Below are 14188 nucleotides of genomic sequence, written 5' to 3' on the forward strand. Positions count from 1 at the left end.
TGGTGTTTGACGGTATATAATTTTGTGTAGATGATTACCAACCTGGATTTTGTTCAGGTACTTTACCTGCAGGATATTTCTGCAGCTGCTCCTGTGGGATGGGGAAATAATACATCTTGTCTTCAAAGAAGCGTTGTTCCAGTGGCACAGCGGTATACGTTCTGGCGCCGTTTACAATGCCTATCTGCATGGATTTGATGGCCGTTCCTATCATCGTTTTACCGGTGCCCCACCTGCGGATATCATTGAACCGTTGGCCCTCAAATGCCAGTTCCACGGTACGTTCACGCACATAATCATCCCAGGTGAGCTGGCCGGTTATTTCCGGCATATTCACCCGTTTGCGGAGAAGGTTTACATAAGTGCGCGCTTCAGCGGGATTATTCAGTTTCAGCTGACATTCTGCATAGTTAAGATACACTTCCCCCAGCCGCATCATGATGCAGTTCTGGTAGTTGGTATTATTACCGCCGAAGATATAGTTGGGGTTCATGAATTTACGCAGCAGGTAACCGGTGATGGCCGTGCTGGAAGTGCCTGGGTTCATAGCGGAGCCCAGTTTCAGGTCCATGACAGTATTCATCCAGGTAGTGCCGTCGTAAATAATGCTGGCATGCAGGCGCGGATCACGGTTGGCATACGGATGCGCAGGATCGTATAAAGCCGACTGGTTCCAGGGTTTACCATCTGTCATCAGGTACTGGTCCACCATGTTCTGCGTGGGACAATCCCTCACGCTGCCAAAACCGGTGAAGTAGGTAGAGTTGTTGTAATCGTCGAGTGAATGTACCTGCCCGCTCAGATCTCCCGCGTATTCTTTATTAAAAATCACTTCGTTGTTATCATCATTCTCCGGGAAAAACATAGCGCCATAATCCGGGAACAAAGAAAATCCGCCTTTATCTATTACCTCTTTGGCAGCAGCAGCGGCGCCGCTGTAATCCTTATAATTGAGCAGCAGTCTTGCCTTCATAGCCAATGCGGCAAAACGGGTAGCGCGGCCTGTGGAAGCCGCAGGATAGCTTCCCGGCAAAATGGCGGCTGCATCATCCAGGTCTTTCACCATAAAATTTACACAGGCTTCATCGGTACCACGACCTATCGATAACTCATCATCCAGCGAAAGTACTTTATCTACAATAGGGAAACGCCCGAAGGTAAAATAGAGGTCCATATAGTGTAATGCCCGGAGAAACAGCATCTCACCTTTGATCTGCTGCTTTGTTGCTGCGCTGAGCGGCATATCATCCATATGCGATAACACCGTATTACAGTTGCGTACTGCAATATAAGTGTCGTTCCAGATATTGGTGTTGATATTGGAAGAAGGAGAATACTGCCCGGAGTTCACCAGGTTGGCCTCCAGGAAGGACTTCGCACATTTGGCTTCATCCGTAATATCGCAGATCATCCAGTTACCGGCATCATCATAAATTGAATGTATCTTACTGTACGATTCCAATACCACCCGGCCGATCAGGGCACTGTCTTTCCATACGTTGCTGTCGCTGTAAAGGTTCAGAGGACCTTTATTCAACGCTTCCTTATTACAGGCAACTGTTCCCACTGTTACAGCAAGGGTTATATAGCTGATTAATCTTTTCATTTGAGAGCATTAGATGTTCAATAAATTCATTTTCACAGATCAGAATTGCAGCGTGGCGCCGGCTGCGAACGACTTCATCAGCGGGTCGCGTACCTGTCCTGCACTTTCGGGATCAAATGATTTAAAATGAGTGAAAGTGAAGAGATTATTTGCGCTAACACTGATACGTAAACTTTTTGCGCCAATGCGCTGAAGTACAGTACCGGGCAAGCTATAAGCCAGCTCAATGTTCTTCACACGCAGGTAGGCAGTATTACGGGACCAGTAATCAGAGCGTTCTTCATTATTCTGGTTATTATACCATAACCGCGGATAGGAAGCATTGGTATGATCCGGCGTCCAGCGGCCCAGTTTATCAGTTGTAGCCGGCAGGTTGTTATACGCATACCCCTGTACATTGCCTGCTCCCTGCATCAATACATTCAGCTCCAGGCTGCTGTACTTAACGCCCCAACGGATACCATACTGGATCTTCGGGAAAAAGGCGGATCCGAAAGCTACCTGGTCCCGGGCGGTAATAGCGCCATCGCCGTCCACATCCTTGTACCGGATATCTCCGGGAGCGGTGCCGGGGTAAAGTGGTTTGGGCCCTTTGGTAATTTCTTCTTCACTCTGGTATAAACCTTCGGAAATATATCCTGCTGTCTGGGTACCTACCCTGTTATAAAAATAACCGATGGATTTCCCCGTGATCTTTTGCCATTCAGGGATACTTTGTGATTCAGGATAATAAACGATCTTGTTTTTACTGAAAGCAAAATTGGGGGAGATAAAATAAGAGAACTTCCCGAAATGCTGCGTATGACTCAAAGTAATTTCCAGTCCTTTGGTATCCACAATACCGCTATTGATGTCCGGCAGGCCTATCCCAATTATGGTAGGTACCTGCTGTGCAGGCGGCGCCAGGATATCTTTTGTTCTTTTCTGGAAATAATCTGCCTCCAGCGTAAACAGGTCCTGTTTATAATGCGCTTCCACTCCTATGTTGGTGATCACTGCGCGCTCCCAGGTAAATACCGGGTTGGGCAACACGTTGGGCGATAACGTCTGGTAATACTGCGGCACAGTTCCTCCCAGTGAATATCCCGGCGTGGCTCCCAGGGCATAGGTAGTGAGGAACTGGTAGGGATCTACACGATCATTCCCCAGCTGCCCCCAGGAGGCCCTCAGCTTCAGGAAATCAAGGTTATTGGATACATTATCCATAAAATGTTCTTCTGATAAAATCCAGCCCGCGGAGAGCGATGGAAAAAATCCATAGCGGTGATCAGGAGGGAAAATATCAGACCCATCATACCGGAAGTTAAACTGGAACAGGTAGCGCGAAGCATAGTTATAGGAAAACCGCCCCACCAAACCTCGCCTGGCATTCTGTGTGCCGTTACCGCCGTTGGTTACACGCGTAGGATCACCCAGGTCCAGCTGCGATAAGCTGGAAGATACAAAGCCGGAGCGCTGCGTATTGAAATTATCGCCGGTGTTATTGGTTTGTGTAAAGAGCAGTAAACCGGACAGGTCGTGCTTACCGAGTGAACGGTCGTACTGCGCACCGGCTTCCAGTGTAAGGCTCTGTGTTTGCGCAAAGATTTCACGCAGGTAAGGCTCTGTTGGATAGGGCGTTGCCTTTTTGAAATTCCCTGCTGCATCAATACTATAAATATCGTAAGGTGTGGCAAAGCGTTTTCCAAAGGAATAAAGCTTATCAAAAGAGCCGTTGCCTTTCAGCGACAATCCTTTTATAAATGGAACATCGTATTGTATGTTGACTACCGAATTAAAAATATTCGTATTGGTGAGATAATAACCGGATGCGCCTATTGATTGCTGGTAGGCATTTCCCCGCTGCTCCGGTACCATGGCATACAATCCGTTGGTAAAGCGATTAACACGGATAGGCGGTGTGGAGTACATATTTGCAATAACATACTCGGAACCATACACCGCTTCCGCATCCTGTTTGCTGAAAGAGCCGCTCAGGTTCATCGTCACTTTCAGGTCGCGTGTTACCTTTGCCTCCAGGTTGCTGCGCAGGTTATAGCGGCTGTAACCTTCTACCGGTACCAATCCGCTGTTCTTTGAGTACCCCCCGGAAATAAAGTAGCGGATATTTTCGCTTCCGCCTGCGGCAGACAGGTTGTAATTACTTTGCCATAAGGAAGTAGCCAGCACTTCGTCGATCCAGTTCACGTTTGGATAGTGGTCGGGATCAGAGCCATCCTTATATTTCTGCACCGCTTCATCGCTGAAGCCCATCCCCACGCCGGGCTGGTATAATCCTTCATTTTTAAGTGCTTCATTGTAGGTGGTGGCATACTCAAAAGCATTCATCTGTTTGTAGTATTGTGTAGGACGCTGGTTCACCACGTTAGCTGCAAAGGTGATACTTGGCTTTCCGATATTTCCTTTCTTAGTGGTTACAAGTATCACCCCGTTGGCTGCACGGGCGCCATAAACAGAGATCGCCGAGGCATCTTTCAACACCGATATTACATCAATATCATTGGCGTTCAGATCATCCAGCCGCCTGTCGGGGATACCATCGATCACTACCAGCGGCGCAGAATTATTGAAGGTGCTCAGTCCACGTACAAAAAGCGTAGATCCCGCTCCCGGCGCTCCACCGGATTTTACCGCGTACAATCCCGGCAACCGGCCGGCCAGCATATCCGACACGGCAATACTGGAATGGTTTTCCGTAAGCTCCTTTGATCTTACAGAAGACATGGACTCTGTTTTGTTCCGCTCCGTAGTGGTACCATAGCCAACGATCACCGAGGCATTTAATTCTGTAAGTACCGGTTTCAGGGCAATAGTGAGTTCCACCGGGGTGGCTCCTACTTTAATATTTTTTTCATAAGATCCATAGCCTACGAAAGTTACCACGATGGTATAATTACCGGCGGCTAGATTCTTAAAGCTAAAGGAGCCGTCTTCTTTGGTAACGGTTCCCCTGTTAAATGGCCGGAGGCTTACTGTAGCTCCCAATATAGGTTTTCCCTCATGGTCCACCACTACACCGGTGATGGTCCCGGATGCAACTGCGATGTCTATCAGCGGTGTTACCGTAACTGTTTTCCTGCCGATGATCACCAGCTTATTGTCTTCATCAATACGCCAGGAAAACGGCTGTCCCTGCATACTTTGCTCCAGCGCCTGCCGGAGCGATGCTCTCTTCAGCTGCACGCTAACGGGTGCAGATTCCCGCAGCAGCCGGGCATCATAAAAAAAGTGATAAGCGCTCTGTTTTTTAATACCTGACAGTACTTTTTCAAGTGAAGCCTCTTTCAATGACAATGTAATCTCCTGAGACACCCCCTTTGCGCTTACATGCAGGCATAGCACAACAATCAGGAAAAAATTCAATCTCATAATGAGCATCGTTTTTTTAAGGAGGGAACGGGCAAAGAAATGCCTATAGCAATTGTTTAATTGCATACATTTGTAATGTTTGGGTGAATTGATTAAACTTTCTTTAGTCGGATAGTTGTCGGTAAACCCGGATTAAAAACAGAAGTGTTGCAAGCACTTCTGTTTTCTTTTTTATGACGTATTTCTTTTCATTGATGGTTGGTTGGTTTTTGGTTGATAATAAATCGCGGTTGGTTGATTAATTAGTCGACAATCTTAATTGTTCTTCCTGTTATTACATAATGAATATCACTGAATTTAAGTATCTCTAAAGCTTTCTCCAGGCTTACGCTACGGGGTATTTCCCCCATAAATGCCTGTGCTGTATTTTTGGTTTCAAATATTACATTCACATCATACCACCTGGCCAGTTGCCGCATTACTGTAACGATGTTGGCATTGTTAAAAGAGAAATACCCGTTTTTCCAGGCCATCACGGTTTCTGTATCTACATTCTTCAACAGCTGCCAGTGGCTATTTTCCTGTTGCTGTATTTGTTCTCCCGGTTGCAGCACACCGGTATATCCTGCACCGGATACCTTTACCCTGCCAGTGAGCAATGTGGTAGCTGTCATTGCTTCATCCGGGTAGGCATTGATGTTAAAATGGGTGCCCAGCACCAGTACTTCCTGCCCTTTCGATTTCACCCGGAAAGGCTGCCCCGGCCTGGCCGCCACCTCGAAGTAGGCTTCCCCGGTAAGCTCTACCACCCGTTCTGCACCATTGAATTCCACCGGGTATTTTAAAGAACTCGCAGCATTGAGCCACACTGTTGAACCATCCTGCAATACAATCCTGAACTGCCCGCCCCGTGGTGTGATCATTGTATTGTATTCCACCGTATTGCCGGCAGCTGCTGTTCCGCGCTGGTAGGCCAATACCCCGTTATCCGTTTTTACCACCTGTGCATTCCCCTGCTGACCTACTACACCATTCTGCGCATCGGAAAGCACAATGGTTTTTCCATTCGATAGCTGCAGCACTGCCTTGTTGGTACCAGGCGCTATACCGGCAGCCACTTCCGGAACAGCAGGCGTTGTGGGGCTTTTGTGCTGCAACAGGAACCAGGCGCCCGATGCCGCCACTATGAACATTACTGCTGCGGCGTATTGCCACCATTTCCGGTACACCACCTTCACTGGCGTATTGCCAGGCTTATCTGCCAGCAATATATGCTGCAGCACAGGCTCCCAGGTTACAGGATTCACCGCCTCATCACCGGAAATCTCTTCCTGCCATGCAGCAGCCGCGCTGTTAAACAGCTCACGGTTAGCTTCATCCCGGAAAAAAGCGGTCAGTTCCTTCTCCTCAGCTACAGTTAATCCTTCCTCCCCACTTTTTTTCAATAAAAAAGTAATTCTCGCTTCCATAGTGGTTTTCAAAACGTAATAAAATAATTACAGGTGCACGCCGGCAAGCAGCGTAATATTATAAAGAATGAAAAAAAGACCGGTGGTACTCATCGGCCTTTCACTTTTTTTTAAAAATAACGGGAAATAAAAATTAAGTGCTTTGTTCTCAGCGTGTTAATGAGAAGAAAAATAAGAGAGGAATTATCTTACCGGCGGCTGTAAGATGCCCGCGGATAAAGCTCAGCGCTGCACTAAGCGTATTTTTCACATAGCTGGGAGAACATTGCAGGCGGTCGGCAATTTCCTGTATTTTCAGTCCTTCCTCCCTGCTCAGCTGGTAGATCTTTTTACGCTGCGGCGGTAACTGGGCTACCGCCTCCCTGATCAGTTGCAGTGTTTCCTGCAACTGTAGCCGGTCTTCCGCGTGGTTGCCAGCAACGGCGCCTTCCTCTTCGCTGATACCAGTTACCTTGCGGAGCGCCGCCTGCTTATGGAACCAGGTGAAGCATTCATTGCTGGCTACCCGTATAATCCACGCCTGCGGTTCAAGAAGCCCGGGGAGCTTATCCCGGCTCAACCAGATCCGGATAAATGTTTCCTGCACAATCTCCTGGGTCCCTTCCGGCGATTTAACCATCCTTTGTATAAAAGAAGTAAGCCAGGGGAGAGCCCCATAAAAGAGTTCACGAAAAGCCACTTCGTCTCCTTCCGATATACTGATCAGTAATTCTTTTGCTATATGAAACTTGGCGCCGCGCAATATCTCCTGAGTTAGACCGGGAGCAATTTAATCATTCTCTTTTTCATTTTTTAATAAAGGAGAGATGAAAAAAGATATACTCCCATCATTTCTCCCTGCTTTTTACTAACTGCGATAACTCCTCCACCTGCTTATTGAGCCGGATGATGTACAACATCTGCTCTTCTATTTCCTGCAACAACAATTTGTTCATCTCCCCCGGATCCACTCCATTCTATTTCATTTCTCTTTCCGTTGGAAAACCTGCAGATGCACATTTTTCCCGATATAGCCAGCTACAGGCAATTGATACTCCGGGTGAAATACAAAATCGGCCCGGCTTTCCTGCAATACTTTACCCTTCTTACGTCTATGGTGCCTCTTTCCCCGAGGACGCCGCAAATAGGCTTAACAATTTCTTAAAACGTGCCTGCCGCCCGATATGGTAACTTTGAATACACCGGATCGCTTATACATGAAATGGATAACAGGGATGCCATCTTACAATTATACCAGGCACATTATCATATGCTGTTTGCCGCAGGCTGTTATCTTACGGATGACAAGGAGCTGATACGCGATTGCATCCACCAGCTATTTCTTCATTGCTGGCAGAAAAAGGACGATCTTCAGAAGATACTGCATCTGAAAAACTACCTTACCGTTTCATTGCGCAACCGGCTGCTGACTGCCTTAAAGCAGCAAAATAAAACAGTGCCCTACGAGCCCGGCGAAATGGATGGTGTGGAATATTCCTACGAAGAAATACTGATACGCAATGCAGATGAAACAGCTATGCAGGAAAACCTGCAACGCGCCCTGCATAATCTCCCGCCCCGGTACAGGCAGGTAATAGAGATGCGTTTTTTCCGGCAATACAGCTATGAAGATATTGCCCGGATCACCGGCCAGCCTGTAAAAACGGCTTACAACTATGTACATGAAGCCCTCACAGCACTGCGGAAGCAATTGAAGGGCAAACCTATATTCCCATATTAAGGAATCGTTAACTCGGTTTTTCTATCATGGAAATTCTGCCTTCCCCTGTGTCCTACTAACGGAACAATAAACACTGGATCGTTGAAAGAACAATATTACGAACTGCCGGAAGATTTCTTATCTGACACTTCATTCTGCAATTATTGCAAAGGCGCACCTGAAAAGGATGTGCGCTACTGGACCAACTGGCTTGAAACCCATCCCGCAATGGCGCACATATTCCGGGAAGCGGAACAGCTGTATAAGATGATAGGCGTTTATGATGAAGGCTATCAGCAGGCTTTCGCACGGTTCAGCAACGAGATCCATACTACTATGCAGCCCAGGCGCCGCTGGCTGAATGTACGCAACGCAGTGGCAGCAGCCGTTGTACTGGCGCTGGTAGCTGTATCGCTTTATTATACCATGCGCCCTGCAGGCACCACTACCATGGCGCAAACAAGCGGGCCTTTATATGATACAATAGATGCCGGCATTGGCCAGGTGCGCAGCATCCGGCTGGCCGACAGCACAATGGTGGTGCTTAACAGCCAGTCACGTTTGCTGATCCCGGCAGATTATAATAAACATGAAAGAAAAGTTGTGCTGGCAGAAGGCGAAGCTTTCTTTGATGTAACCCATCATGCCAATCATCCTTTCACTGTAAAAAGTAAAGGGGTGGAAACGAGGGTGCTCGGTACTTCCTTTAACGTACAGGCTTATACGGCAACAGCAGGTATGCGCATCACGCTGCTAACGGGATCAGTATCCGTGCATACCGGCATTGCGCCGCAGCCCATCCTGCTAAAACCCGATGAACAGCTCACTATTACAGCTGATCGCACCTATGCGGTACAAAGGGTATCAGCCGCCCGGTACAGCAAATGGATCAACGGTGAACTGAATTTTTACGAGGAGTCATTACAGGATATCACCGCAATACTCTCTTCCCGTTACAATGTCGCTTTTGTGTTTACAGACAACCGCTGCCGCAAAGAATTGTTCACCGCCTCTTTTGATAAAGAAGTGCCGCTCAGAAAAGTACTGGAACTACTAAGCATCAGCCGTAATATTCACTTCGCACAAAAAGGGGATACAGTGCTCATTAATATGCGATAACAAAACATTCATATTCATTTCCCGACCTGGTATTACCGCAGCAAAGCTGCGGCAGGTCGTTTATTGTCTCATAAAAAACAACTATGCATCACAGAATTTTACACTTTTGCTTTGGCTGGCTCCTGCTATCCCTGCTGCCTTCATTTGCCGCGAAAGCTATGGTGGAACAACAGGAAACACTGGAGGCCGTATTAAACCGTATTGCAGACCATACGGGCTTTCATTTTATTTATGATCCCGCCATTGTAAAACAGAAGATCGTAACCATCCCTATCACCGTTGCCGGTCGTGCAGGCATTCATTCCTGCCTCGACCGGCTTTCTGCCAACACCGCCATGCAGTTTACGATAGACGGCAACAATATCATCGTATCGCCCAGGCCACAGGTAATACCAGGCAGGATCACGGGCCGTGTAGTGGATTTTGAAAACGGTGATCCTTTGATCGGCGCTACGGTGAGAGTGGCCAATACTTCCTTCGCTACTGTTACAGATGAAAAAGGATTTTACACGATCGACAAAATTCCGCCCGGCAAATACAACCTGCTGTTCAGTTATGTTGGATACGAAACGGGAAGCCTGAACGGCGTAAAGGTGGAAGCCAGAACTACGTTACAGGCAAGTTTTAAGCTACAGCCCAAACGCGGACTGAAAGAGGTAGTGGTAACAGGCATTCCGCACCGCAAAGTGATCAATACCACGGATGCACAATTGATAGATGAAGTACGCACGGCCCGCAGCGTGATATCGGGCATCTCCAACGAGCAGATCTCCCGCAGCATGGACCGCGATGCGGCCGAAGTGGTGCGCCGGATAGCCGGTGTGAATATCACAAACGACCGGTTCATTGTAGTACGTGGGCTCAACCGCCGGTATAATGTTACCTTTCTGAACGATAACATCGCTCCTGCGACAGAACTGGACAGCAAAGCCTTTTCCTACGACCAGATCGCCAGCAGCATGATAGATCGTATCCTTATTTATAAATCCCCCGCACCGGATCTACCGGGGGATTTTGCAGGAGGCGTCGTAAAAATATACACCAAGAAAAGTCAGCTCACACGCCAGTTCGACCTGCAACTCTCTGCGCAATACCGCCCCGGCTCCAGCTTCAGCGATATGCCCACCTATGCAGGCGGCCGTTATGATGCGCTGGGCTTCGATGACGGAACACGCGCATTGCCGGCCGGGTTACCAGACCTTGTAAAGTTCAATACCGGCAACCCGAAAGATAACGCCCCGTACTGGAAGGCATTTCCCAATAATTTTAAATCGTTCAAAGTAAAAACCGATCTCGATAAACGGATACTGGCCAATTACTATGATGCCTGGAAAGTAGGCCGCAAACATATCAATAACCTCACTTCCCTCGCTTATACCAACACCACGCAAAACAATACCATCCCGGTTTACGATATCCGCAACGCCAATTCCACAGAAGGCGTTATCCGGAGCGGCACGCAATCCGCACGCATTACCCTCATCCAGCAAAATACCCTGCCCATCGGCGACAGTGCGCACCTGGAATTGAAACAGTTCGTCAACCAGCTGGGCAACAAACAAATGATGTCCTTCATCCTGCAGAGAGGAAGCGACTACCCGGGCCAGAGTAAAGACAACCAGCTCATCTTCCAAAGCACCTTCCTCTATACCGGGCAGTTGAGCGGCTACTGGAACCTGAAGAACAAAGGGAACACCCACCTATTCGCTAACGCGGGCTACACCCTTGTGCGCAGGAACGATCCTGACACACGCGAGATATGGTACCGCCGCGCCACCGAAGACAGCACTTTCCCCGAGCACGTTGCCGGCGATCCCTGGCTGGTAGGCAGCGCAGCCCAAACCTTCGGCATACGTCGTATCTATACCCATGTCAACGAAAATACAGCCCAGGCCAATGCAGAAGCAGAGCATTGGTTGCTGCCCTGGTGGTCTGCAAAAGCGGGATTCTTTTTCGAGCAGAAAGAAAGACGTGTCAACCTTCGCCAGTTTGGGCTAAACGAGGGCACTGCCTATAATGGTGATTTTGAAAACGGCCATATCGGCTACCAGCTCACGGAAGACATGCTGGATCATTACCTGCACCCGGATAATTTCCGCGCAGACAATACGGGGCATACCTGGTACGAGGAAACCAGTCCCTATGACAGCTATTTTGCCGACAACCGCAACCTGTCTTACTTCCTTGCCACAGACGTCCATATTCCCAATACCAACGTTTCCGTTTTCGGCGGCGTGCGGGTGGAAGACAACCGTCTTCGCATCATCGGCGCGCTGCTGGCGGGCCAGGCCAATTATCCATTGCTGGTAACAAATGCGCGCACGCATGTGCTGCCGTCCGTGAACCTCAACTGGAAGCCCACCGAACGGATCATCTTACGCGGCGGATACGGCAAAACCCTTAACCGGCCTGAATTCCGTGAAGTAGCGCCCTTCCCCTACTTCGATATAGAAAACTACCTGATGTACGTAGGCAACCCAAAGCTGCAGCCGGTTGATATCGAGAACTATGATATCAGGCTGGAATGGTATCCTGAAAGCATGCTGAAAAACGAAATGTTCAACTTCGGCTTCTTTTATAAAAAACTGCATTCGCCCATTGAGCAGATCCTGGTCAGGGACGTCTATTACGCCTCGTTCATCAACGAGATCGGCTTTATCAATTCAGGCCCTACCAAAGTGTATGGCCTGGAAGCGGAAATACGCAAAAGCCTGAGCTTCATCCGCGGCTCGTTTTTCCGCAACCTTTCCTTTATCGTGAACGGGGCCTGGATCTACAGCCGGGTGGATATGCCGGCGCAGACCTCAGACGGCAACCAGACCGGCCGGGAACGCCCGCTGCAGGGGCAGGCGCCTTATATCCTCAACTCGTCGCTCAATTATGAAGATCCTGCCATTGGCACCAAGATATCGCTCGGTTATAACATCACCGGCCCTATGATCGTGCTGCTGGGCAACAATACTCACCGGCCCGACCAGCAGCATGCCAGCATTCCCGATATAATGCAGCGCGGCCAGCACCTGCTGGACTTTACCTGGAGCCAGCGCCTGAACAAACATGTGCATTTCAAAGCCGGCGTGCAGAACCTGCTGGACCAGAAACGCGAATTGTTCATGGACTACAACCGCAACTATAAATACGACGGCGTGGTGAAAGAGCGCGACAACTGGACGAAAGACAGGCCTTACCAGACTTTCAGCCCGCGGCCTTATTACACCCTCGGCCTGAACTTCATTTACTAACCCGGATCAACCAGCGCATATGAAACAGATAAAATATTATTTATTGTTATTGCTCCCGATATGCTTCGCATGTAAAAAAACATACGACAAGGAGCTGAATATACGGAAGCAAGAATCAGGCATCGTGAAGGCGGAAACCACTTTTCCGGGTATTGCCATGCGTGGCGAGCCGCTGACGCTGTATGTCAAACTCGGGGAGCCCAACGCCGACCTGAAAATATTTATTGGCAACATCGAAGCTACCGTACTGGCACACGGGCAAACGCAACTGGAAGTACCGATATCCAAATACACGGAGGATTTTGAGACCATTGTGGCGGATACTTTCCGGATGTTTGTGCCTGATTCCGCCCAGATCGGGGAAACCAGCATTTACATCACCGTGAACGGCGTGAAAAGCGCGCCTTTCAAATTTACGGTAAAGAAGCCGGACATCCTGGTTCCCGGCGCGGTAACCGTAACTCCTTTGCTGATGACCGGCCGCACAGATCAGGAACCGGTGGACGGGCCTGTGGGCACGGCTACCATAGGTGCTGTGTACGACATGGGCATGGATAAGGAAGGCGCCATTTATTTTATAGACAACGGGGCTTTTGACTTCAACCCTCAGCAAGGTATATACGAAAGGCGGAACATGACCATCCGGAAGTTTGCCAATGGAGAAATCAAGACCCTCGGCGGCGGCGGCAACAACGAATACGCAACACAACTGAGCGACCTGCGGTTGAACAGCATAGATGCGTTGAAGATAGCGGAAGACGGTACGATCTATCTTGCCGTAACCAATATGCCGCTTGTCCGCTTAACTCTACCCGGCTCTAATGAACCCTTTGAATACGAACTCCGTTTTCACCGCATACTGAAGATCAATCCCCGTACCGGCGAAGTTAAAAAGCTGGCAGGCCGTAACGACAAATATTGCCTCGACAACGGGGCGATATTTGAATCGATGGTAGACGGGCCTGCAGACAAAGCCATGATCGGTAAGGTGAGGGGCATCGAACTGGATAAAGCTGGCAATCTCTACTTCCTGGATGGCGGTCAGCATAACGGTGGAGTTGTGCTCCGGAAAATATCTTCCGATGGGATGGTAACAACAGAAGCCGGCGCAGCAGATGACCTGGCGGATTATGTGTTCTACGACAACAATGGCACCAACCCCGACACCTTAAAGGCCGGTTCCTCTGTGAACAATAGTGCCAATACGGTGGATGGTTTCGGCGCAAAAGCCAAAATATACGACCCCAGGGGGATCGTAGTAGGAGGAAATGGCAAGATATATATCGCGCAAAATTTCGGCAGCGTTGAAATGAAAGAATGCATCCGGGAGTTCAACCCGGTTACCAAAGAGGTGACCACCATCATCGGCAAAGCCACGAACGCTCCGGACAACTTCCAGTACTCCGGTACTTTCAAGGAGGTAGACATGCGCGCCATCACTTCTTTTGACGCTGACTTTGACGGCAACATCCTCATCGGGTACGACGAACAGATCTACATTGAAGAACCCCGCTGCATTTACAAAATCGATGTGAACAAGGAAATGGTGGTCAAATTAGCCGGAGGCAGATACGAATACGGTCAGTCTGACGCAACGAAACCGCAACCGGGGCAGAAGGCGGTTATAGGAACAGTAAGCCGCATCCTGTTCGACCAGTTCGGTAAACTGTATGTCGGCTACACAAGGTATAATTTCTTTGACCAGATACATTTCAATACCATCACCATCACCAGATAACAAACG

General features: G+C 48.9%; 8 protein-coding genes. 4 read left to right on the plus strand and 4 right to left on the minus strand.

The window, feature by feature from the left end; genetic code table 11:
• Positions 1–34: 34 nt before the first annotated feature.
• From VIM72_RS20555 to VIM72_RS20570, 4 genes are all read right to left on the minus strand, one after another.
• The gene (locus tag VIM72_RS20555) at positions 35–1606 is read right to left on the minus strand and encodes a RagB/SusD family nutrient uptake outer membrane protein (protein ID WP_332004702.1); all 1572 of its coding nucleotides are present in this window, start codon (positions 1604–1606) and stop codon (positions 35–37) included.
• Positions 1607–1645: 39 nt separating this feature from the next.
• Positions 1646–4975, minus strand: coding sequence for a TonB-dependent receptor (locus VIM72_RS20560; protein WP_332004703.1), 3330 nt, complete (start codon positions 4973–4975; stop codon positions 1646–1648).
• A gap of 242 nt (positions 4976–5217) precedes the next feature.
• On the minus strand, positions 5218–6384 hold the full coding sequence (locus VIM72_RS20565; protein ID WP_332004704.1) for a FecR family protein: 1167 nt from the start codon (positions 6382–6384) through the stop codon (positions 5218–5220).
• 148 nt (positions 6385–6532) lie between these two features.
• Positions 6533–7126 carry an RNA polymerase sigma factor gene (locus VIM72_RS20570; RefSeq protein ID WP_332004705.1) on the minus strand — a complete coding sequence of 198 codons (594 nt, stop codon included), beginning with the start codon at positions 7124–7126 and terminating at the stop codon, positions 6533–6535.
• A 405-nt stretch (positions 7127–7531) separates the two neighbouring features.
• On the opposite strand from VIM72_RS20570, the gene VIM72_RS20575 reads away from it, so the two are divergent.
• The 4 genes from VIM72_RS20575 (at position 7532) to VIM72_RS20590 (ending at position 14182) form a co-directional block, all read left to right on the plus strand.
• Entirely contained in the window at positions 7532–8104 is a 573-nt protein-coding gene (locus VIM72_RS20575) for a sigma-70 family RNA polymerase sigma factor (protein WP_332004706.1), read from the plus strand.
• Positions 8105–8185: 81 nt separating this feature from the next.
• Positions 8186–9202, plus strand: coding sequence for a FecR family protein (locus VIM72_RS20580; RefSeq protein WP_332004707.1), 1017 nt, complete (start codon positions 8186–8188; stop codon positions 9200–9202).
• An 83-nt stretch (positions 9203–9285) separates the two neighbouring features.
• The gene (locus VIM72_RS20585; protein ID WP_332004708.1) at positions 9286–12444 is read left to right on the plus strand and encodes a TonB-dependent receptor; all 3159 of its coding nucleotides are present in this window, start codon (positions 9286–9288) and stop codon (positions 12442–12444) included.
• Positions 12445–12463: 19 nt separating this feature from the next.
• On the plus strand, positions 12464–14182 hold the full coding sequence (locus VIM72_RS20590) for a hypothetical protein (protein WP_332004709.1): 1719 nt from the start codon (positions 12464–12466) through the stop codon (positions 14180–14182).
• The last annotated feature ends 6 nt before the right edge of the window (positions 14183–14188 follow it).

This window comes from Chitinophaga sp., from assembly GCF_036569185.1.
Taxonomy (GTDB): domain Bacteria; phylum Bacteroidota; class Bacteroidia; order Chitinophagales; family Chitinophagaceae; genus Chitinophaga.